The organism is Williamsia sp. R60 (assembly GCF_054063855.1).
This window is the reverse complement of sequence record NZ_JBSSGR010000002.1, coordinates 488,121-508,532: the sequence shown is the minus strand read 5'-3', so window position 1 is coordinate 508,532 and position 20,412 is coordinate 488,121. Positions and strand designations below refer to the sequence as shown.

The following is a 20,412-nucleotide window of genomic DNA, read 5'->3' as shown; positions in this document are numbered from 1 at the left end:
AACTCCTAAGCTGTGAGTACCAAACCACTTGTGGGAACGCCAGTTCCGGCGGTGACAACGACCTTACTGGCACCGGGAACCTGATTGACCGACTTTCCGCGAAGCTGCCGTACGGCCTCGGCGATGCCGTTCATCCCGTGGATGTACGCCTCGCCGAGCTGGCCGCCGTGGGTGTTGAGAGGCAACCGTCCACCGACCTCGAGCGCGCCGGGTTCGCGGACGAAGTCCTTGGCGTCTCCCCTGCCGCAGAAGCCCAGTTCTTCGAGCTGCATCAACGTGTACGGGGTGAAGTGGTCGTACAGGATTGCCAGATCCATGTCGTCCGGACCGAGTCCGGACTGCTCCCACAGCTGCCTGCCGACCAGACCCATCTCTGGAAGACCGGCGAGCTCGTCACGGTAGTAGCTGGTCATGATGTATTGGTCGTTGCCACTTCCCGATGCCGCACCGGCGATGACGGCCGGTGGATGAGGCAAGTCCTTGGCCCGCTCGGCCGAGACCACGACAAACGCCACGCCACCGTCGGATTCCTGACAGCAGTCGAGCAGATGCAGCGGCTCGGCGATGTACCGCGAGTTCTGGTGGTCCTCGAGGGTGATCGGCTTGCCATAGAAGAACGCGTTCGGATTGACCGCTGCATGCTTGCGGTCCACCACCGAGATCCGGCCGAAATCCTCACTCGTGGCGCCGTACTCGTGCATGTATCGCTGAGCGACCATGGCGACGAACGCGGCAGGGGTGCTCAACCCGTGCGGGTAGCTGAACGCGTTGTCGGTGCCCGAGGAATTGTCCTGTGCCACCAGGGAGGTGTTCACCTGTCCGAACCGCATCCCCGACCGTTCATTGAACGCCCGGTACGCGACAACGACATCGGCGACACCGGTGGCCACGGCCATGGCTGCCTGCTGCACCGTGGAGCAAGCCGCACCACCGCCGTAGTGGATACGCGAGAAATACTTCAGCTCGCCGATCCCGGCGGAACGCGCGACCGCGATCTCGGTGTTGGTGTCCATGGTGAACGAGACCAGGCCATCGACATCGGAGGGTGCCAGACCCGCGTCGGCGATGGCCGCGGTGACCGCCTCGGCTGCCAGCCGCAACTCGCTGCGACCGGAGTTCTTCGAGAAGTCGGTGGCGCCGATTCCGGCAATCGCTGCGGCGCCGGACAATTGACCGCTCATCCGGCAACCCCCGCTCGGCTCGTTTCCGGCAGCGCACCGGCGACGGTGCGATCCATCACCAGTGACGCCTGCGAGGTGATGTGCTTACCCAGGCTGTCCGTCCCGACCACCTCGACGTCCACCAGACCGTCGGCGACCGAGGTGACGGTCCCGGTCAGCGTGAGGGTGTCGTAGGCGTACCAGGGCACGCCGAGGCGCAGTTTGATCGACCTGATCTGCGCTCGCTGACCGGCCCAATCGGTGATGTATCGCTGCACCAGACCGGTGTCGGTGAGGATGTTGACGAAGATGTCCTTCGACCCCTTCTGATGCGCGAGGTCGCGATCGTGGTGCACGTCCTGAAAGTCCCTGGTGGCCAAGGCGGTCGAGACCACGAAGGTCGGAGTGGCCTCGATCGTCAGTTCGGGGAGCGTGTCCCCCTCCTTGACGTCGGGAGGCGTGGCGGGCGGTACCACTTGTGTACTCACGACTGTTCTCCTGCTTTCGCGGGCTGCCAGGCATAGAGCGTCCATGCCTGGGTGTCTCCGTCCTCACCTGCCGGGAAGTCGATGAACTCCACCTGAACCGGGTAGCCCACCTCGACCTGCGCCGGGTCGACTCCCCGGAGTTCTCCGAGCATCCGCACCCCCTCGTCGAGTTCGACGAGAGCGATCACAAACGGCACACGTCGTCCGGGCACCTGCGGTGCATGGTGGACCACGTAGCTGTAGACGGTGCCCCGGCCCGACGACACCACGTAGTCGGTGGTCTCGCCCGTCGGCTTCCACAATGCGGGCACCGGTGGGTGCTGCAGCGATCCGTCGGCACGCTGCTGGATTCGGAGTTCGTGCGCACGCACGCCGTCCCAGAAGAACAGCGTGTCGAGGGATGGCGTGGGTCGCATCATCTTCGCCGGCTCGAAGTCGTCCGTGTTCGACCCGAGAGACGAGATCACCTCGCCCGCAGCCTGTTCGGGCGCCGGCGCCTCTGCTGACGGCGCCTTCGCGGCGGGGCGGAACTTGAGGATGCGGAAGTCCATCTCGGCCACCACCTCGTCGCCGACCTTCCAGATGTTCTTGGTGGTGAAGAACCAGCCTTCGCCCAGCGCAGTCTGCTTGGGGCCGACGACGTCGGTCAGCGCGGCCTCGATGGTGACGTGCTCACCCGGACTGGTGTAGCGATGGTAGGTCGAGTCACAGTTGGTCGCGACCACCGACGAGTAGCCCGCCTGGTCGAGTATCTCGGTGACCTGGCCGAGTGGATCGTCCTCGGCGCGCACGCCTCCGAGGCCCCGCATCGTCCACACCTGGGCCATTGCCGGAGGCGCGACAACGCCGTCGTGGCCTGCCGCACGGGCCGCTGCGTCGTCGGAGTAGATGGGGTTGGTGTCCCCGAGCGCCTCGGTCCAGTTGTTGATCATCGGGGTGTTGATCGGATCGCGACCTGAGATAGGTGCACTGGTACCGGCAGCGCGGACCGCGTCGGTGGCCGCGATGATCGCGGCTGCATCAGATGCCATCGTGCTCAGCGCTTTCCACGCGGCAGTCCGAGACCCGCGGTCGCGATCATCTCCCGCATCACCTCGTTCACGCCGCCACCGAAGGTGATGACGACGTTGCGCTTGGACTGCACGTCGAACCACTCGGCGAGCTCGGCGGTCGCGGGATCCGAGAAGTCGCCATGCCGGCCGAGCACTTCGTCGATCAAGCGGTGGACCCGTTGGAGTCGTTCGGTGGCAAAGACTTTGGTGGCTGCGGCGTCGGCCATGGAGATCGAGTCACCGCCGGAGGCGACCTGCCAGTTGAGCAGTTCGTTGATCCGGTAGTAGGCGTGGAGCTCGGCCAGCGCCCGCTTGACGTCGGTGTGTTTGCCGGGAACCGTGCCATCGGGCCCTGGCCGGCCGGCCCAGTCGGTGATGCGGGCCAGCAGACCGTCGAGCCGTCCGGCCGGCCCCAACATGACCCGTTCGTGGTTCAGCTGGGTGGTGATCAGTCGCCACCCGCCGTTCACCTCACCGACCACCATGCTCGCGGGCGCGCGCACATCGGAGTAATACGTGGCGTTGACGTGATGGGCGTGGTCGGCCGTGATGATCGGGGTCCAGCTGTAGCCGGGATCCTTGGTGTCGACGATGATCATCGAGATGCCCTTGTGTTTGGGAGCATCTTTGTCGGTGCGGCATGCCAGCCACACGTAGTCGGCGTCGTGCCCGCCGGTGGTGAAGATCTTCTGGCCGTTGATGACGTACTCGTCACCCTCCAGCACCGCTGTGGTCTTGAGCGACGCCAGGTCGGTACCGGCGTCTGGTTCGGTGTAACCGATGGCGAAGTGCACCTCACCGGCCAGGATGTCAGGAAGAAAACGCTGCTTCTGCTCGTCGGTCCCGTACACCTGCAGCGTCGGACCGACGGTCTGCAAGGTGACCGCAGGCAACGGCACGTCCGCCCGAGCGGCCTCGTTGACGAAGATCTGTTGTTCTATCTGTCCGAAGCCCCTGCCGCCGTATTCCTTTGGCCATCCGACGCCGAGCCACCCGTCCTTGCCCATCTGGCGGATCACCTTGCGGTACGTGGGCCCGTGCCGTTCGGTGAGCATGGTGACCGCATCCTCGGGCGAGATGAGGTTCGAGAAATACTCGCGCAATTCCATCTTCAGCGCGCGCTGCTCGGGGGTGAGATCGATGAACATTGTCACGCTCCTGCCTCGACCTGCTCGGCGAGTGCGTCGAGTCGGTCAGTGGGCCCACCGACCAGGCGGGCAAGGTCTTTGGCCAGAGAAAAGTAGCGGTGCAACGGGTAGGTCAGGTCGACACCGACACCGCCGTGCAGATGGATCATGGTGCGCATGGCTGCCGGGATCTCCTGTGCCAGCCAGTAACCGGACAAAGCCAGGTCCGTCCCGGCGTCGAGACCTTCACTCAGACGCCATCCCGCCGACGTGGTGGCCAGGGTCATCGATCGGGCCACCACGTAGATGTCCGCGAGTTGCTGCTGAACGGCCTGGAACGTCCCGATCGGCTTGTCGAACTGGATGCGCTCGGACACGTGGGTGGCGGTCAGCTTCATCGCGCCGGCTATCAGCCCGTCCGCATAGGCCGCGATTCCCAGGGCGTGGTGCTGCGTGAGCCACACCGGGTCGCCGCCGATGACGATGTCGGCCGGCACATCCGAGAACTCGACCGTGTACTCACCCCAGCCCGATGACGACGTGGTGCGGGTGACTTTCACGCCGTCGTCGCCGGGTGACACGACCACAACACCCGCGTCTGCGGCGACGAGGAGTGCGGTGGCGCCTTCGGCGTGCAGCACACCGGTCTTGACGCCCGAGAGCTTGCCACCAGAAACGGCGGTGTGCGGGGTGGAGGTCATCGGGGCGCCGGGTTCGTTGATCGCGGCTGCGAGCCAGCCACCCGCCTGCACCTTGGCGCCCAGGTCCGCCGCGATGTCGGGCGCACGCTGCACCAGCGGTGCCAGTCCGGACAGCAACGTTCCGATCGCGGGAGTTATCGCGGCAGCGCGGCCGAGCGCGGTCGGTACCGGGGTCAGTCCCCCGACTGCGACATCGTCACCGCCCTGCGCCTCGGGTAGCGGCAGGGCCAGCAGTCCGGAGTCGGCGAGGGCCGACCACAACGAACCCTCGAAGCCGCCGGTGTCGGACAGTGAGGCGTCCCACACCGACTCGTGCCTTTCCAGCACGGAGGCGATGACATCGCTCACAGTCTGGGCTGTCGAATCGAGCGTGAAGTCCACCGTTTTGCACCTCTTCAGTGAATTAGAACCTGTTCTAGTTGTATCAGAGTCGGGCGCGCGTCAGCTACGTGTTGTCGACACCCGGTCCAGCACTCAGCGCGGCAGTCCCAGCAGCCGTTCGGCGGCCGCGGTCGCAAGAATCTGCGTGGTGCCGCCGGCGATCGACAGGCACCGGTTGAGCAGGAACTCGTCAGCCGTCTCGGAGTACTCCAGACCGTCCAGCCCACGTAGTCGCTGACCGAACTCCGGCACCGCCTGCCGGTGCCGGACACCGATCAGTTTGCGCACGCTCGAGGCGGCTCCGGGGTCGGTGCCGTTGATCGACCCGAGGACCGCGCGCAGATCGAGAACCTGACCTAGCTGGGCCTGCACGATCAGCTCGCCCAGTTCGGCACACTCGACCGCGTCGAGCCGGCGCCCCTCGATCTGCGCGAGCAGTGCCTCCATCTCCTTGCCGAGGGCCGAACCGCCCATCGCAACCCGTTCGTTGGCGAGTGTGGTGCGGGCCAGCCGCCAGCCGTTGTTCAGTTCCCCCACCACGCAGTCGTCGGGCACGAACACGTCGTCGAGGAACACCTCGTTGAACAGCGCTCGCCCGGTGATCTCTCGGAGCGGCCGGGTTTCGATGCCCTCGGACTTCATGTCGACGAGGAAGTAGGTGATGCCCTTGTGCTTCGGCGCTTCCGGATCGGTACGCGCCAAACAGATCGCCCAGTCGGCCGTATGTGCGTGAGAGGTCCAGACCTTCTGCCCCTGCAGTTTCCAACCGCCGTCGACCTTGGTGGCCTTCGTGCGCAGGGCCGCGAGGTCAGAGCCCGCGCCGGGCTCCGAGAACAGCTGGCACCAGATGATCTCGCCGTCGAGGGTGGCGCGGACGAATCGCTCACGCTGCTCGTCGGTGCCGTACTGGAGGATGGTCGGGATCGCCCATCCCGCGATCACGAGATCTGGGCGGCGAACACCGGCGCGGTCGAGTTCTTGATCGATCAGCACCTGCTGCGCCGGTTCTGCCGCCAGTCCATACGGCTCCGGCCAATGCGGAGTGAGGTACCCCGATTCGGCGAGCGCATGCCGCTGGTCGTCGGCGGCAGCGATGGAGTCGACGTCGGCGCGGACCTGCGCCCGGCGTTTCTCGGCATCACCGAGGTCCAGCCGGTGCACCCGGCGGACACCTTGCCGATTCAACTCGGCCACCCGCGCGCGCCAGGTGGCCGCGCTGCCCAGCTGCGCCTGCCACGCCAGAGCCCTGCGCAGGTACAGATGCGCGTCGTGCTCGAAGGTGAATCCGATACCACCGAGGATCTGGATGCAGTCCTTGGCGTTGTCGACGGTGAGATCGGAGACCGTCGCCGCGGCCACGGCCGCACTGATCTCCACCTGCTGCGCGGCGCTCGTCCGCTCGTCACCCTCGGCTTCGGTGAGGTCGTCGATCGCTCCGGCCAGATCCCAGGCGGCCGCACTGACCTGCTCGCTGCGGCAGAGCATCTCGGCACAGATGTGCTTGACCGCCTGAAAGCTGCCGATCGGCGCACCGAACTGCTCGCGCACCTTGGCGTACTCGACCGCGGTGTCGAGAGTCCAGCGTGCGACGCCTGAGGCCTGGGCGGCGATGGCTGCGATGAGGGTGGCTCGCACGTAGGTGTCCGACAGGTGCAGCACGTCGCGCGTGGGGATCACCACCTCGTCCAATCGCACCGTCGACAGCTCCATCGAGAAGTCCAGAGCGTCAACCGAATCGGAGATGATGCCGTCGGTTCCCGGTTCGAGCAGCACCCAGCGGTGGCTTCCGGCGATGTCGATCGGGGCGAGCAACGCCGCCCCGGGTACGTATCCGGCGACCAACCCGAGCTCGCCGCTCGCCGACAGGACGCCCCGGCGCGGTTCGTGGGCGGTGGGCGCCTGACCGCCGGACAGCACCGAGGTGGCCACCGCGGCGCCCACCTCACCGGCGATCAGCTGCGCGAGTAACGCGTTCTCGTTCGGGGCCCCGGACACGGCCGACAACAGGGCGCCGACCGCGGTCGCCGCGACAGGTCCGGGTACCAGGTCGTAGCCCGTCTGCTCGAGCATCACGGCGAGGTCGGCGAACTGGGCATCCATGCCGCCGCAGTGCTCCGGGACAGCAGCGCCGAACACACCGAGCTCGGCCAAGTCCGGGAACAGCGCAGGCCAGGCTTCGCCGGTGCCGTTCGCCTCGGCGTCGCCACGCCGGACCGAGGTGATGACCGACACCTTTTTGGACCATTGACCAATTGCGTCGGCGACGGCGGTATGTTCTGGGGTGGAAGCAATGGTCACGGAGATCGGATCCTGCCTGCTCGGGATTGTCGGTGCGTAGTAGAACCTGTTCTAATATTGCACGTCCCAGGGGGCAGAATGAAGGGGCCCGTGTCGCAAAGTCGGAGAAGTCGCTTTTCCGGCATGAGCGATTACCGTGTACTTGGTCGGTTTCGACATGGCAAAGGTGTCGTTGCCAGATGACCTACATGACCGACCGACGCGAGAAGTCGACCTGAACGAAAGTGGGACCTCGATGGCAAGCCCGATCCCGACCGGAACCCCGGCGAGTAATGCCGCCGTCGGCTCGGAGGTCGACCTCGGGTCGAATGCACAACGCGAACGACGTCGACGCATCCTTGACGCCACGCTGGCCCTGGCCTCCAAGGGCGGCTACGACGCCGTACAGATGCGAGCTGTCGCCGACCGTGCCGACGTGGCCGTGGGAACTCTCTACCGCTACTTCCCCTCCAAGGTGCACCTACTGGTGACCGCACTCGCCCGCGAGTTCGAGGCAGTCGAGAGTCGCGCCGACAAGTCACGCCTTCGTGGCACCACGTCACTCGAACGCCTGCGCCACGTGCTCGACATGATCACCATGGCGATGCAGCGCGATCCGCTGCTGACCGAGGCGATGACCCGCGCGTTCATGTTCGCCGACGCCTCAGCGGCCGCCGAAGTCGACAAGGTGGCGACCATCATCGACCGCCTCCTGGCCAATGCGATGGTCGAGGGCGAACCCACCGATCTCGATCTCAAGATCGCCCGTGTGGTCTCCGACGTGTGGATGTCGAACCTGGTGCAGTGGCTGACCCGCCGTGCGTCCGCGACCGACGTCACCAACCGTCTGGAGCTCACCATCACTCTGCTGCTCGCCGGCCGCGATCAGGACCCCGAGATCAGGGACTGACCCCGCACCCTCTGCACAAGCACACAAAAAGGGGCGCAACCACTTTCGTGGTTGCGCCCCTTTTGGCTGTCGTGACTAGCTGTCGGTGGACTCACCGGTCTTGGCCAGCTCGACCGGGGTGTCCGGCAGAGCAATCGGCTTCTTCGACCCGACGAAGGTGAACTTGGCGTCTTCGCCTTCGCCTTCGCCGTCCCAGTTCTCCACGTCGACCAGGATGATCTCGCCGGCACCGATCTCGTTGAAGAGGATCTTCTCCGAGAGCTGGTCCTCGATCTCGCGCTGGATCGTGCGACGCAGCGGACGGGCGCCGAGCACGGGATCGAATCCACGCTTGGCGAGCAGGCTCTTGGCCTTCTCGGTCAGCTCCAGTGCCATGTCCTTGTTCCGCAGCTGGGTTTCCACGCGGGCGATCATCAGGTCGACCATCTTGATGATCTCGTCGCGGGTGAGCTGGTGGAACACGATGACGTCGTCGATACGGTTGAGGAACTCAGGCCGGAAGTGCTTCTTGAGCTCGTCGTTGACCTTCTGCTTCATCCGCTCGTAGTTCGAGCCCTCCGCATTCGACTGCGAGAAGCCCAGACCCACGGCCTTGGAGATGTCGCCGGTACCGAGGTTCGAGGTGAAGATCAGCACGGTGTTCTTGAAGTCGACCGTACGACCCTGACCGTCGGTGAGACGGCCGTCCTCGAGGACCTGCAGCAGCGTGTTGTAGATCTCCTGGTGAGCCTTCTCGATCTCGTCGAACAGCACCACCGAGAACGGCTTGCGGCGCACCTTCTCGGTGAGCTGACCGCCCTCTTCGTAGCCGACGTAACCGGGAGGAGCACCGAAGAGCCGCGACGCGGTGAAGCGGTCGTGGAACTCGCCCATGTCGATCTGGATGAGCGCGTCGTCCTCGCCGAACAGGAAGTTCGCCAGCGCCTTGGACAGCTCGGTCTTACCGACACCGGACGGGCCGGCGAAGATGAACGAACCGGACGGACGCTTGGGGTCCTTCAGACCGGCGCGGGTACGGCGGATCGCCTTGGAGACCGCCTTGACCGCCTCGGTCTGGCCGATGATCCGCTTGTGCAGCTCATCTTCCATCCGCAGCAGACGGGTGGTCTCTTCCTCGGTCAGCTTGAACACGGGGATGCCGGTCCAGTTGCCGAGAACTTCGGCGATCTCGTTGTCGTCGACCTCGGCAACGATGTCCATGTCGCCACTGCGCCACTGCTTTTCACGTTCGGCGCGCTCGGTGACGAGCTGCTTCTCCTTGTCGCGCAGACTTGCCGCCTTCTCGAAGTCCTGCGCATCGATCGCAGATTCCTTCTCCTTGCGGGCGTCGGCGATCCTGTCGTCGAAGTCGCGCAGGTCTGGCGGCGCGGTCATCCGGCGGATGCGCATCCGGGCGCCGGCCTCGTCGATAAGGTCGATCGCCTTGTCCGGCAGGAAGCGGTCGTTGATGTACCGGTCGGCCAGGGTGGCGGCGGCGACCAACGCACCGTCGGTGATCGAGACGCGGTGGTGCGACTCGTAGCGGTCACGCAGACCCTTGAGGATCTGGATGGTGTGCTCCACGCTGGGCTCGCCGACCTGCACCGGCTGGAAGCGGCGTTCGAGGGCGGCATCCTTCTCGATGTACTTGCGGTACTCGTCGAGGGTGGTGGCACCGATGGTCTGCAGCTCACCGCGGGCCAGCTTCGGCTTGAGGATGCTGGCCGCGTCGATGGCACCTTCGGCGGCGCCCGCGCCGACGAGGGTGTGCAGCTCGTCGATGAACAGGATGATGTCGCCGCGGGTGTTGATCTCCTTGAGGACCTTCTTCAGTCGCTCTTCGAAGTCACCGCGGTACCGGCTACCGGCAACCAGCGACCCGAGGTCGAGGGTGTAGAGCTGCTTGTCCTTGAGGGTCTCGGGGACGTTGCCGTTGACGATGGCCTGTGCCAGGCCCTCTACGACGGCGGTCTTACCGACACCGGGCTCGCCGATGAGCACCGGGTTGTTCTTGGTGCGGCGGCTGAGCACCTGCATCACGCGCTCGATTTCCTTCTCGCGCCCGATCACCGGGTCGAGTTTGGCCTCGGCGGCAGCAGCGGTCAGGTTGCGGCCGAACTGGTCGAGCACCAAGGAGGTGGACGGTGTGCCCGCCTCGGTGCTGCGGCCACCGGTGCCCGCTTCCTGCGGCTCCTTGCCCTGGTAGCCCGACAGCAGCTGGATGACCTGCTGACGGACCCTGTTGAGGTCGGCGCCGAGCTTGACCAGAACCTGGGCGGCAACGCCTTCACCCTCGCGGATGAGGCCGAGCAGGATGTGCTCGGTGCCGATGTAGTTGTGGCCGAGCTGCAGTGCTTCGCGCAGCGAGAGCTCGAGGACCTTCTTGGCGCGCGGGGTGAAGGGGATGTGGCCCGAGGGAGCCTGCTGGCCCTGGCCGATGATCTCCTCGACCTGGCTGCGGACGCCTTCGAGGGAGATACCCAGCGACTCGAGCGACTTGGCGGCGACGCCTTCACCCTCGTGGATCAGACCCAGCAGGATGTGCTCGGTGCCGATGTAGTTGTGATTGAGCATCCGCGCTTCTTCTTGGGCCAGGACGACAACCCGGCGAGCGCGGTCGGTGAACCGTTCGAACATTGTTCTCCCTTACATTTCTATGGGTCGAGCTCGGCCTTCGGCTTCGTCTCCCAGTGTGTCTGGTCGACAGGCTCCGGTCTTCCCAGGGTTGGCAGTGTCGACGATGAACCGATAGCTCACCTGCAACAGCCTTGCTCCCACTGTAATGGCCGCAGGTCACCGGCACCGCAGATGTGTCGCCGAGGCCTCGGATGGCACCCCTTGATCGAGGGTCACAAATGGTCAACGTCGCAGCTTGCAAGGGTGTTTGCGCTGGGGATACGCCGTCAGCGAACGCGTTCGCTCATTCGATCGTGATGGCGCGAATCAGTCTACGGGCGACATCGAGCATCTCGACTCGGGCTTTCTCGGGCTCGGCAGACCTCGCCACATACATCGCCGCCTCGTCCACTGCGCCGATCATCGCATGTGCGAGAGGCCGTACCGGTTGCGCCGGCGCAGTGCCATCGGCGATCGCCTGTTCGATCAGCGACTCGATCAGTCCCATCGCGTAGCGGGCGCCTGCCTCACGCCACGCTTCCCAGCCGAGCACCACCGGGGCCTCGAGCAGGATGATCCGGTGCACCTCGGGGTCGGCGCACAATTCCAACCATTCCCGGACGCCCACCTCCATCGCTTCGAGTGGGCCATCGACGCCGGCCGCGACGACGGCCTCGGTGACCTTGCCCATCACCTCTTCCTCCACCTGCTCGAAGACCGCGACGAACAATTCGTCCTTGTCTGCGAACTGGTGATAGAGCGCACCTCGGGTGACGCCGGCCTGGGCGACGATCGCCTGCGTGCCGACCCCGCTGAATCCGTGCTCGGCGAACAGGGTGCGCCCGGCCGCGATCAGCGCAGCCCGCGTCGCGGCGGTGCGCTCGGCCTGAGTACGACGATTGACTTCCATGCAGCTTGTATGTAACTTCCATGCTAGGTGTACGTAAATAGCAACAGAAGGGTACCGCCATGGAGACCATCGAGCTGAATCACGGCACACTCGAATACCGGGCCGTCGGTCCAGTGGATTCATCCCACCCGCCGGTGCTGTTCGTCCATGGGGCGCTGGTCGACGGGCGCCTCTGGGATTCGGTCGCCGATTCGCTCGCGGCGCGGGGATACCGCTGCATCTTGCCGACACTGCCGCTGGGCTCCCAACGGATACCTGCAGGCCCCACCGCCGATCTGTCCCCGCGCGGACTCGCAACGATGATCCGGGACTTCGCTGCCGCCCTCCATCTCGACGACGTCACCCTCGTCGGCAACGACACCGGTGGAGCGCTGTGCCAGTTCGCGATCGACGCACATCCGGAGTTCGTCGGCAGGCTCGTACTGACCAATTGCGATGCCTTCGACACGTTCCCGCCGTTCCCGTTCAATGCCCTTTTTGCCCTCGGCAGGTTCAAACCGATCCTCAAACCTTTCGCCGTTGCACTCTCGGCGACTGCGATACGGCACTCCGCCATCGGATTCGGGCTCCTTGCCACCCGCCCCGACCCGGAATTGACCAGGTCATGGCTGACGCCGGCGCGTGAATCCGACGCGGTGCGCGCCGATCTGGCTGCGTTGGCGCGCACGATCAAGCCTGCCGAACTCGACCAGGTGACGCGCCGCCTCGGCACCTTCGACAAGCCGGTGTCCGTTGTGTGGGGGATGAAGGACAAGTGCTTCAAACCAGCGCTCGGGCGGCGGCTCGCCGCGCAGTTCCCGAACGCGACGTTCACCGAGGTGCCGGACGCCAGAACGTTCGTATCCCTTGATGAACCCGATGCAGTTGTGCGTGCGGTGGAGAACATCTCGGCATCGGCACAATCGTCCAGCTAAGGCTTCCCTCCGACGGACTCAATCGGCACGGATGTGCATGGCGAGTCCCTCCGACTCCCACACATGCTCGGGTGCCAGCGTCCTGTCAGGGCAGTAGTCACCAGACTCCAATGCCCGGTAGCGAATCGGCTGTTCGTCGAAGACGGTGTCGAGTCGGTCGAGCAACCGCCGGCACTCGTCGTCGGCGCCAGCCCAGCCGGGGACGTCCGTTCCGGCGATGAGGTGCGGCCTCAACGCGGATATGCCTGAGTACCACAGGGTTCCGTGAAGCAACGGAAACAGCAGTAATTCGATATCGCCGTTGATCCCCCGAGGGTCGAACGACGATTGCCGATCACCGGCCGTGACGATCGTGAGCGCTCTGCGCCCGGCCAGGCCTCCGTCTCCGTACTTCAACGTTCGACCGGTCTCGGGGTGTTTGATCCCGTACGCGAACCCGTGGGAGAAAACGCGGTCGAACCAGCCCTTGACGATGGCGGGCATCCCATGCCACCAGAGTGGGAATTGGATGATGAGCAGATCGGCCTCGCACAGGAGGTACTGCTGCGCAACCACTTCGGGCGCTGGGCCACCGGTCCCGGAGAGCTCCCCCGAATCCAGGACCGGATTCCAGCCGAGCTCGTACAGGTCGACCACGGTGACCTCCGCACGGCAGCGCAGGTTCCGGGACGCGGTTTCCATCAGCTGGTGATTCAGCGAGTCGGACTCGGGATGTCCATGGACCCACAGGACTTTGGTTGCGTTGTTCTCTGCCACGGACTTAGTGTGCAGCCAAAGGTGCGCAGCGAACAGTACGCACAATCTTGTCCATAGGGACTGAATGGATAGTGTCATGCGTGAAGCGATCAGGAAGGCAGCGGAGGTCTGCCCCGTCGAAGTGGCCGTGGCCGTTCTGGGCGGGTCGTGGAAGATGACCATCGTCAAGCACCTGACCGAGGGCACCCTGCGGTTCGGCGAATTGGGCAGGGCCGTCGGCGCAGTCACCCCTCGCGTACTCGCCCGGCAACTTCGCGAGTTGGAAGCCGACGGCATCGTGCTCCGCACCGTGTACTCCCAGGTACCCCCCAAGGTCGAATACTCGCTGACTCCGCTCGGCGAGACCCTGGCACCGATGGTCCGTGCACTCAACGATTGGGGGGCGAGCTACCTGGATCAGGTCAGTGCACCTTCCGAGTCCGAGGCCCCCACCTGATCCACGGCCTCGAGGCGTGGATCCGGAACGGCACGACGACAAGCGGGCCAAACCTCACCTGGTCACCAGGCCTGCGAGGAGGACGGCGAACGCCACCGTGTGCACCACCGCGCGAACGAGATTCCAGCGCACCCAGGCGTTTTCGAAGGCTGCTCTGGCTGCTGCCGGATCGGTGATGCCCGAAGGTCCACCGATGGCGGCCAAGTCGTTGTTCAGGGGATGTTGAACACCATCGTGATCAGCAACCCGACCGCGTAGGTCACCGCCCCGGCGACGATCCACCAGAAGATCGGCTCGCCGCGGTAGAACACTGCCGCCGCGGTGGTGAAAACCAGACCGCCGAAGAAGAGGAGCAGGAACAGTGGATTGACGATCACCACGTTGATGCGTTGCATCGAGGAGACGAAGACCCGATCGTCTGTCTGAGCCAGTCCTGGCATCACCGCATAAGCGAAGGCGCAGAACAGTCCTGCGATCAGACCGACGGCCAGGACCGCTGCGATGAGGAGCGACTCGCGTAACGCAGTCATGCCGAAGCTCCGTCGAACCAGGCGCCCTCGGCAACCGACTTCTCGATGAAGTCGGCAAAATCCTTGGGCGCACGGCCCAGCAGTTCACGCACCCCGTCAGTGGTGGTTGCATTCCTCCCATCGAAGAGGGTCCCGAACAACGAGATGACCATGTCGGCGTAGTCGTCGGGCACACCAGCTTCTGCCATTCCCGCCCGGTAGTCTTCCAGAGACACTGTCACATAATCGATCTCACGATTCGCAGCCGCCGCGATCTGGGCAGTGGCCTCGGCGAATGTCAGGAGCCTGGGGCCGGTCAACTCGTACACTCTCCCGTCGTGACCTGACTTCGTCAGCACCGTCACCGCAGCGTCGGCAATGTCGTCGGCATCGATGAACGGCTCCCCCACTGCGTCCACAGGCAGCACCACCGCTCCTTCACGCACCCCGTCCGCCAGGAATGATTCGGAGAAGTTCTGTGCGAACCAACTGCAGCGCAACACCGTTGACACCAGGCCCGAGTGCAGCACGATCTCTTCGCATGCGCGTGCCTCGGGCTCTCCACGGCCCGACAGCAGGACCAGCTTGTCGACGTTCGCATCTCGTGCGACCTCGACAAACACCCTGAGATCATCGGCAGAACGTTCGACGATGAGGTCCGGCTGGTAGGTGATGTACACGGCACCGGCGCCATCGAGTGCCTGCCTCCAGGTCGTGCGATCGGTCCAGTCGAATCTGGTCGCACCGGAGCGGCTCGCCAGTCGGGTCGGTACTCCGAGGCCGGCGAGGCGGCCGGCCACCCGCCGACCGGTCTTGCCGGTGGCGCCGATGATGAGAACTGGACGTTGGGTGTGCTTTGTGGTTGTCATACATCCGAGTACAGCCCTCGACGTTGAGCCTTTCCATGGCCTGAACGCTCACTTTCATGTGTAATCGCCCAATGGATGCGCTCGGAAGTGTGCTCAACGGTCCTCGCGCCGCCAATGCCTTTCTGTTGCGGGTGGTGATGACACCGCCGTGGTCGGTGCGAATCGAAGACGAAGCGCCTCTGACCGTGGTGGTGGCGGTCAGCGGTACCGCCGCGGTGCGCTTCGACGACGGCGAGACCATGTCGATGTACCCGGGCGATGTCGCGGTCCTCCGCGGCCCCGACCCGTACGTCTACGGCGACGTGGAGGCGCCGCCGGCCGCGTTCATCCAACCGGGCCAGCGTTGCGTCCGCGCCGACGGTACCGATCTGGTCGACGAGATGAATCTCGGTGTTCGCACATGGGGCAATGACGCCGCCGGCGATTCGGTGTCACTCGTGGGGACTTACGGCGCGACGGGCGAGGTCTCGGCTCGACTACTTGCCGCACTCCCCCGGCTGATCACGGTGCACGGCAACGCCGCGCTGACGGCGCTCCTCGCAGCCGAGATGACGCGGCGAGCACCGGGCCAGGAAGTGATGCTGGACCGCCTCCTCGACCTCCTGCTCATCGACACCCTGCGAGCGTGGTTCTCGAGGCCTGAATCGGCGGGGCCGACGTGGATCGCGGCGGAATCGGATCCGGTGGTGGGCCAGGCGCTCTCCTTGATCCACCACAATCCGGAGCATCCCTGGACCGTGTCCGACCTGGCCCGCCGATGCGCTGTATCCCGCGCAGCACTCGCACGGCGGTTCAACGACCTCGTCGGGGAACCACCGATGACCTATCTGACGACGTGGCGGCTGTCCATGGCGGCCGATCTACTCGCATCGGGCGATCACACTCTCGAGGCAGTTGCCCGAGAGGTCGGATACGGCAGCGCTTTTGCGCTGAGCGCCGCGTTCAAACGCGTTCGTGGAATGAGCCCGCGCGACTACCGCAGATCACTTGCCGGGTGATCAGCTCCGGTGACTGTCATGAACCGAAGAAGGGCGGCACGAACATACACGGAACGTCTCGTGCGTCCCTTTGATCGTCGAGCGAATTGAGGACGTACAGCGCCGCCCGCTGCGAGCCGCAGATCGCAAGGTGATCGCTGTAATCATGTGAACAATTCTCTTGCACAACGATGTTCGTGACCGACCTGTCTTCACCGCCAGGGAGCTGGCCGCTGCTGTACGGCACCACGAACTCGTCGTACTTCGTGGAGATGTTGATGTAGTCGATACCGGGTAGATAGGGTCCGCCGTCAGCGCTGATCTTCGAGATGAAATCCGACCCTGCCATCATCTGCGGCGCCGAGTAGCAGGGCAGGACCTTTGTCGGATCCAGACCGAGCGGCAGATTGATTCGTTGCAGCACACCTTGGAAGGCAGACGTCCCCTGCCACAACGGAGCGATGGACACATACTTGCGAATCTTGTCGTGTCCGCCGAGGAACTTCGCCCAGTAGCTGGGCATCAGCGTCCCCTGTGAATGTCCGACCACATCGACCTTGTCGGCGCCGGTGGCATCGAGGATCTTGTCCACGAACTCCCCGAACTCGGCTGCACTGTCCTCCATCCTCGCCATTCCACCGATTGCCGACAGCGGCCACGGCACACCCTTGATCGCGCCGTAGGTCAGCGAAAAAACGGAGAAACCCTCGTTGAGCAACAGCGGCACATAGGTGCCCCAATTGGTCTGCGCCCCACCGCCGGTGCCGTGGACCAGGACCACCGGATTCGGATGGTCGCGGCTCAGCGGCTTGTCCCAGTCGTTCGCACCGGGAAGGTGACCGCCCGGATTTCGGAGTTCGTACGGGATACCGGAGAAGAAGTTGTAGGCGACCTTACGTTCCTGCGCAGTGGCGGCCGCGGCAGGATTCGACACGCCTGCGAGCCCGTTCAAAGCGCCGGCCTTGGGTTGCACACGACCCCGGAGCATCCCACCCACGCGTAGCGGCACCGTCATCGCGTCGCCTAGGAGGCGACCGATCGCATTGTTGGGCATGTGTCCAGGTTAAAGGGTGTGTCGTGGGCCGATGTTCACCCTGGTCGGTATGGGTGTCGTGATTGGATGGACGACATGCCCAAACGCCGATCCATGCCCGGAATCGGATCCGTTGTGTTCCTGCTGTCCGTCGCGATGGTTGTGTCCGTCGGTCTGGTGTTCTCGGTCAACCCGACGGTTACGGCGTACGGCAACGGTCAGCTCCGGTCGTACCCGAACTCACCAGAAGAGCGGTGGAGCCTGGACCTCACCAGCATGCAGACCTACGGGGAGGGCGACACCCCGGAAGTGGTGGGCACATTCGGTGACGTCTGGTTGGTGGCCTATCCGTCGGGGCTCGGCAACACCTATTCGGCAATCGACCACCGCACCGGTGAACAGTTGTGGGATACGCCGATCGACGCCGGGCTGGGTTCTTGCGCGATCAACGGCAGCGGCGAGGTGGGATGCGCCCTGAATCTGGCGGACCAGCCAGACGGGTTCTATCTCGCAGACCTGACAACCGGCCAACTGCGGGATTTCTCGCCCGACAACGACACTCAGTCGGTGGCGGGTGTGGGGCCGGACTTCCTCCGGGTCAACGGGTCCGGCTATCAGGTCACCCGTAACAAGCCCGACGGCACACAGCTCTGGGCCCGCTCATTTGCGGCGGCGGCGAAGACAGAGGTCGACGGCGAACTCGTGGTGATCAGCGCGTCGGACGGTTCCAAGCACGTCATCGATCCGGCGACAGGGGCCGACAAGTTCGGTTGCGCGTCGTGCGATCTGCGCATCTATCCCACCGGTGTGGCCCTGCAGTTCACCGATGCCGGATCCCCTCGCGTCGAGTTCTATACGCGTGGCGGAACCCGGACCTCCGTGAACGAGGGGCAACAGCTGGTGTCGGGACCGGCAGTCCTCGCTGTGACCACCGGGTCCGGCCCGGGGCAGGTCATGCAGACCCAGGGCGCCTACTCGGTCTTCGATCCCGCTCAGAAGGACAAACTGTGGCAGGTCACCGATCCCGAGCTGTCGAAGGTGGCCTCGCGCCCGTGCGGCTCCGTGGTCGCTTTCGCCCGCAAAGACGGAAGTCGGTCGATCCTCGACCTGCGGACCGGGGAGAAGGTGGGCGAGGTCCCGCGCCCCGAACCGGGACAGCCCGGTACCAACATCGACTACCTCACGTGCGTCGGCCAGGGCGAGGACACCGCAGTGTTCGGCAACGCGGGTGAGCTCACGGCCTTCAACATCGGTGACGGATCCGTTGCCTGGCAGCGGTCGGTAGTCGGTGGGCAAGCCGCCATCGTCGACGGATATCTCGTGCTCGAGGAGGGCACCACCCTCTCGCTCCTGGCGCCGTCGTAAAGAAGTTTCGCCAGAGGCCGTCGGAAAACGCCCCGCCGGGACGACTATGAGGATGTGAGCGGCACAGCGGGGAGCACGTCGAATCGGCCGGACGGTGGACCACCGTCGGCCGGGCGAACTCTGCTCGACCTGTACGACGAGGCGCTGCCGGCCGTTTACGGGTACCTGCTGCGGCGAACACGTGACACCAGCGTGGCCGAAGATCTCACCTCGGAGACGTTTCTGGCCGCGATGGACAACGCACGTGGTGTGAACGCTTCCGAACCGTCCATCCCATGGCTCATCGGCGTCGCCAGACACAAACTGGCAGATCACTGGCGTCGCATGCAGCGCACCCCGACACCCGTCGACGAGGTGCGCGACGACCCGGCCGACGACGAATGGGACGTTCATCTGGACCGTTTGGTGGCCGAGTACACCCTCGCCCAGCTGTCGACCACGCACCGGGCAGTGCTGACCCTGCGGTACGTCGACGACTGCACGGTCGGTCAATGCGCGGAGCTGTTGGGCCGCACCGTCGCGGCCACAGAGGCGCTGCTCACCCGGGCCAAGCGGGCCTTCCGCACGGCCTATCCCGACACCAACGATCCCAGTCCCACGTCGCTGCGACCGAGAGGAGGCCGGTCATGAACCCAGACCTCGACCCGTTCACCGCACTGGCCGCAGACGATGTTCCGGTCGCGCCCGACCCCGCCTTCGCCCGCCGATTGCGAACGCGGCTCGAACGGGGCTTGGACCTACCCGAAGGAGTGACCATGTCCACAGATGTCTTGCCCGAACCCCTCGATGCCGCCGAGTCCGTCGGTGTCGACGAATCTCGGAGTCCTACAACGCCTTCGGTTGTCGAGCGTCCCGGCGCGTTGCCCTACCTCACCGTCGCCGACCCCGGCGCAGCCATCGAGTGGTACACCGAGCATCTCGGTGCGCAATTGCGTGGTGAGCCGATCGTGATGGACGACGGGAAGATCGGCCACGCCGAACTCCTGATCGGCGGCGGGGTCATCTACCTTGCCGGCGAGTTCGCCGAGCTCGGCCTCAAGGCCCCTGCGCCACAATCTGTCTCGGTCTCGCTGATGTTGCCGGTGCCCGACACCGATGTCGCGGTGCGCCGGGCTGCCGACGGTGGTGCAACCGTGCAGCGCGAACCGTACGAAGGCTACGGATCACGGACCGGATCGATTATCGACCCGTTCGGCCACCGCTGGATGCTGTCGAGCCCTTCCACGTCCCCTGTCCCGGAACGGAACCCGGTGGAGGGGATCCAACGCGGCGATCTCGGCTACTGCTCGCTGTGGACCACCGACGTCGATCGGGCCGCCCGCTTCTACAATTCGGTCCTTGGCTGGGAGTTCGACTCGGAGACGGGTCAGGTCACCAACCTCGCGCAGCGGCTGGGCATTTCCTCTGTTCCCGGGAATCCGACGATGCTGTGCGCGTACGCGGTCGACGACCTGGACAGGGCCCGGGCAGACATCGCCGCCGCCGGCGGTTCCACCGGCGAGGTGCAACAGCTCCCCTTCGGCGAACTGGTCGACGCCGTCGACAACCAGGGAGTCGCCTTTGCCGTGTACCGACCGAACGGCGACGATCCGCGTCCTCCGGTGAACGGCACAGATCATGGCGAACTGACCTACATGACCCACTACACCTCGGACAGTTCTCGGTGGCGCGACTTCTACGGTCGGGTGCTGGGCTGGAGTTTCGCCGGCGGCACGATCGACGACGGCTGGGAAGTGGTGGACGGCCACCCGATGACGGGCGTCGCCGGCGGACAGGACCATTCGCTGTCGGTGCCGATGTGGGTGGTCGATGACATCGAAACCGCCGTCGAACGAGTTCGCGCGGCCGGCGGCATGGTCATCGAAGGCCCCGCTCGGCAGTCCTACGCCATCTCCGCCGAATGCCTCGACGACCAGGGCAGCCCGTTCTGGTTGGCGCAGTACTGACCTCGC

The 20,412-nt window shown here is 65.1% G+C and carries 20 protein-coding genes; 7 read left to right on the top strand and 13 right to left on the bottom strand.

All coding sequences use genetic code 11. From position 1 onward, the window contains the following. Positions 1 to 5 precede the first annotated feature (5 nt). The 6 genes from ACVWY6_RS09260 to ACVWY6_RS09235 form a co-directional block, all read right to left on the bottom strand. Positions 6 to 1,181, bottom strand: a complete 1,176-nt coding sequence (locus tag ACVWY6_RS09260; protein WP_030173297.1) for a lipid-transfer protein — start codon at positions 1,179 to 1,181, stop codon at positions 6 to 8. Then, positions 1,178 to 1,648: a MaoC family dehydratase gene (locus ACVWY6_RS09255; RefSeq protein ID WP_457537561.1), complete on the bottom strand. Its 471-nt coding sequence runs from the start codon at positions 1,646 to 1,648 to the stop codon at positions 1,178 to 1,180. Before ACVWY6_RS09255 ends, ACVWY6_RS09260 begins: the two co-directional genes overlap by 4 nt. Then, positions 1,645 to 2,679, bottom strand: coding sequence for a bifunctional MaoC family dehydratase N-terminal/OB-fold nucleic acid binding domain-containing protein (locus ACVWY6_RS09250; protein WP_317713432.1), 1,035 nt, complete (start codon positions 2,677 to 2,679; stop codon positions 1,645 to 1,647). The genes ACVWY6_RS09255 and ACVWY6_RS09250 overlap by 4 nt, the downstream gene beginning before the upstream one ends. Positions 2,680 to 2,684: 5 nt before the next feature. Continuing rightward, positions 2,685 to 3,848, bottom strand: coding sequence for an acyl-CoA dehydrogenase family protein (locus ACVWY6_RS09245; protein WP_116917750.1), 1,164 nt, complete (start codon positions 3,846 to 3,848; stop codon positions 2,685 to 2,687). Between the two features lie 2 nt (positions 3,849 to 3,850). Beyond that, entirely contained in the window at positions 3,851 to 4,909 is a 1,059-nt protein-coding gene (locus tag ACVWY6_RS09240) for an acyl-CoA dehydrogenase family protein (protein ID WP_116917751.1), read from the bottom strand. A 93-nt stretch (positions 4,910 to 5,002) separates the two neighbouring features. Continuing rightward, positions 5,003 to 7,207, bottom strand: a complete 2,205-nt coding sequence (locus tag ACVWY6_RS09235) for an acyl-CoA dehydrogenase (RefSeq protein ID WP_457537558.1) — start codon at positions 7,205 to 7,207, stop codon at positions 5,003 to 5,005. Positions 7,208 to 7,442: 235 nt separating this feature from the next. On the opposite strand from ACVWY6_RS09235, the gene kstR reads away from it, so the two are divergent. Next, positions 7,443 to 8,096, top strand: a complete 654-nt coding sequence (gene kstR / locus ACVWY6_RS09230) for a cholesterol catabolism transcriptional regulator KstR (protein WP_062795870.1) — start codon at positions 7,443 to 7,445, stop codon at positions 8,094 to 8,096. 75 nt (positions 8,097 to 8,171) lie between these two features. On the opposite strand, the gene ACVWY6_RS09225 is transcribed toward kstR, so the two are convergent. Continuing rightward, on the bottom strand, positions 8,172 to 10,712 hold the full coding sequence (locus ACVWY6_RS09225; RefSeq protein WP_062795310.1) for an ATP-dependent Clp protease ATP-binding subunit: 2,541 nt from the start codon (positions 10,710 to 10,712) through the stop codon (positions 8,172 to 8,174). Between the two features lie 283 nt (positions 10,713 to 10,995). Then, a complete protein-coding gene (locus ACVWY6_RS09220; protein WP_023957392.1) occupies positions 10,996 to 11,601 on the bottom strand; it encodes a TetR/AcrR family transcriptional regulator in 606 nt (201 codons plus the stop codon). A gap of 59 nt (positions 11,602 to 11,660) precedes the next feature. Here ACVWY6_RS09220 and ACVWY6_RS09215 point away from each other — a divergent pair, with 59 nt between their 5' ends. Beyond that, the gene (locus ACVWY6_RS09215) at positions 11,661 to 12,515 is read left to right on the top strand and encodes an alpha/beta fold hydrolase (protein ID WP_457537555.1); all 855 of its coding nucleotides are present in this window, start codon (positions 11,661 to 11,663) and stop codon (positions 12,513 to 12,515) included. Positions 12,516 to 12,533: 18 nt separating this feature from the next. On the opposite strand, the gene ACVWY6_RS09210 is transcribed toward ACVWY6_RS09215, so the two are convergent. Next, positions 12,534 to 13,271, bottom strand: a complete 738-nt coding sequence (locus tag ACVWY6_RS09210; RefSeq protein WP_457537554.1) for an NAD(P)H-dependent oxidoreductase — start codon at positions 13,269 to 13,271, stop codon at positions 12,534 to 12,536. Positions 13,272 to 13,347: 76 nt separating this feature from the next. On the opposite strand from ACVWY6_RS09210, the gene ACVWY6_RS09205 reads away from it, so the two are divergent. After that, a complete protein-coding gene (locus ACVWY6_RS09205; protein ID WP_116917755.1) occupies positions 13,348 to 13,707 on the top strand; it encodes a winged helix-turn-helix transcriptional regulator in 360 nt (119 codons plus the stop codon). A 54-nt stretch (positions 13,708 to 13,761) separates the two neighbouring features. Here ACVWY6_RS09205 and ACVWY6_RS09200 read toward each other — a convergent pair whose 3' ends face one another. The 3 genes from ACVWY6_RS09200 to ACVWY6_RS09190 are packed head-to-tail and all read right to left on the bottom strand — an operon-like array spanning position 13,762 to position 15,085. Then, positions 13,762 to 13,911, bottom strand: coding sequence for a hypothetical protein (locus ACVWY6_RS09200; protein WP_457537552.1), 150 nt, complete (start codon positions 13,909 to 13,911; stop codon positions 13,762 to 13,764). An 8-nt stretch (positions 13,912 to 13,919) separates the two neighbouring features. Continuing rightward, positions 13,920 to 14,237: a hypothetical protein gene (locus tag ACVWY6_RS09195; RefSeq protein ID WP_457537550.1), complete on the bottom strand. Its 318-nt coding sequence runs from the start codon at positions 14,235 to 14,237 to the stop codon at positions 13,920 to 13,922. Continuing rightward, positions 14,234 to 15,085: an NmrA family transcriptional regulator gene (locus ACVWY6_RS09190; RefSeq protein WP_457537549.1), complete on the bottom strand. Its 852-nt coding sequence runs from the start codon at positions 15,083 to 15,085 to the stop codon at positions 14,234 to 14,236. The genes ACVWY6_RS09195 and ACVWY6_RS09190 overlap by 4 nt, the downstream gene beginning before the upstream one ends. 71 nt (positions 15,086 to 15,156) lie before the next feature. On the opposite strand from ACVWY6_RS09190, the gene ACVWY6_RS09185 reads away from it, so the two are divergent. Beyond that, positions 15,157 to 16,083: an AraC family transcriptional regulator gene (locus tag ACVWY6_RS09185; RefSeq protein ID WP_457538561.1), complete on the top strand. Its 927-nt coding sequence runs from the start codon at positions 15,157 to 15,159 to the stop codon at positions 16,081 to 16,083. A gap of 16 nt (positions 16,084 to 16,099) precedes the next feature. Here the strand turns inward: ACVWY6_RS09185 and ACVWY6_RS09180 are convergent, their stop codons facing one another. After that, entirely contained in the window at positions 16,100 to 17,116 is a 1,017-nt protein-coding gene (locus ACVWY6_RS09180) for an esterase/lipase family protein (protein ID WP_457537547.1), read from the bottom strand. A gap of 75 nt (positions 17,117 to 17,191) precedes the next feature. Between ACVWY6_RS09180 and ACVWY6_RS09175 the strand changes: the two genes are divergently transcribed. The 3 genes from ACVWY6_RS09175 (at position 17,192) to ACVWY6_RS09165 (ending at position 20,406) form a co-directional block, all read left to right on the top strand. After that, positions 17,192 to 18,460 (top strand): outer membrane protein assembly factor BamB family protein, encoded by a 1,269-nt coding sequence (locus ACVWY6_RS09175; protein ID WP_457537546.1) that lies wholly within the window; start codon positions 17,192 to 17,194, stop codon positions 18,458 to 18,460. A gap of 120 nt (positions 18,461 to 18,580) precedes the next feature. After that, positions 18,581 to 19,090, top strand: a complete 510-nt coding sequence (locus ACVWY6_RS09170) for an RNA polymerase sigma factor (RefSeq protein WP_457538559.1) — start codon at positions 18,581 to 18,583, stop codon at positions 19,088 to 19,090. After that, positions 19,087 to 20,406: a VOC family protein gene (locus ACVWY6_RS09165; RefSeq protein ID WP_457537544.1), complete on the top strand. Its 1,320-nt coding sequence runs from the start codon at positions 19,087 to 19,089 to the stop codon at positions 20,404 to 20,406. The genes ACVWY6_RS09170 and ACVWY6_RS09165 overlap by 4 nt, the downstream gene beginning before the upstream one ends. Positions 20,407 to 20,412: the final 6 nt, after the last annotated feature.

Excerpts from the sequence above, each read along its gene's own strand:
- ACVWY6_RS09195 (WP_457537550.1), bottom strand. The coding sequence starts at position 14,237 with ATGACTGCGTTACGCGAGTCGCTCCTCATCGCAGCGGTCCTGGCCGTC.
- ACVWY6_RS09220 (WP_023957392.1), bottom strand. The coding sequence starts at position 11,601 with ATGGAAGTCAATCGTCGTACTCAGGCCGAGCGCACCGCCGCGACGCGG.
- ACVWY6_RS09190 (WP_457537549.1), bottom strand. The coding sequence starts at position 15,085 with ATGACAACCACAAAGCACACCCAACGTCCAGTTCTCATCATCGGCGCC.
- ACVWY6_RS09205 (WP_116917755.1), top strand. The coding sequence starts at position 13,348 with ATGCGTGAAGCGATCAGGAAGGCAGCGGAGGTCTGCCCCGTCGAAGTG.
- ACVWY6_RS09175 (WP_457537546.1), top strand. The coding sequence starts at position 17,192 with ATGCCCAAACGCCGATCCATGCCCGGAATCGGATCCGTTGTGTTCCTG.
- ACVWY6_RS09215 (WP_457537555.1), top strand. The coding sequence starts at position 11,661 with ATGGAGACCATCGAGCTGAATCACGGCACACTCGAATACCGGGCCGTC.
- kstR (WP_062795870.1), top strand. The coding sequence starts at position 7,443 with ATGGCAAGCCCGATCCCGACCGGAACCCCGGCGAGTAATGCCGCCGTC.
- ACVWY6_RS09225 (WP_062795310.1), bottom strand. The coding sequence starts at position 10,712 with ATGTTCGAACGGTTCACCGACCGCGCTCGCCGGGTTGTCGTCCTGGCC.
- ACVWY6_RS09245 (WP_116917750.1), bottom strand. The coding sequence starts at position 3,848 with ATGTTCATCGATCTCACCCCCGAGCAGCGCGCGCTGAAGATGGAATTG.
- ACVWY6_RS09260 (WP_030173297.1), bottom strand. The coding sequence starts at position 1,181 with ATGAGCGGTCAATTGTCCGGCGCCGCAGCGATTGCCGGAATCGGCGCC.
- ACVWY6_RS09250 (WP_317713432.1), bottom strand. The coding sequence starts at position 2,679 with ATGGCATCTGATGCAGCCGCGATCATCGCGGCCACCGACGCGGTCCGC.
- ACVWY6_RS09185 (WP_457538561.1), top strand. The coding sequence starts at position 15,157 with ATGGATGCGCTCGGAAGTGTGCTCAACGGTCCTCGCGCCGCCAATGCC.
- ACVWY6_RS09165 (WP_457537544.1), top strand. The coding sequence starts at position 19,087 with ATGAACCCAGACCTCGACCCGTTCACCGCACTGGCCGCAGACGATGTT.
- ACVWY6_RS09180 (WP_457537547.1), bottom strand. The coding sequence starts at position 17,116 with ATGCCCAACAATGCGATCGGTCGCCTCCTAGGCGACGCGATGACGGTG.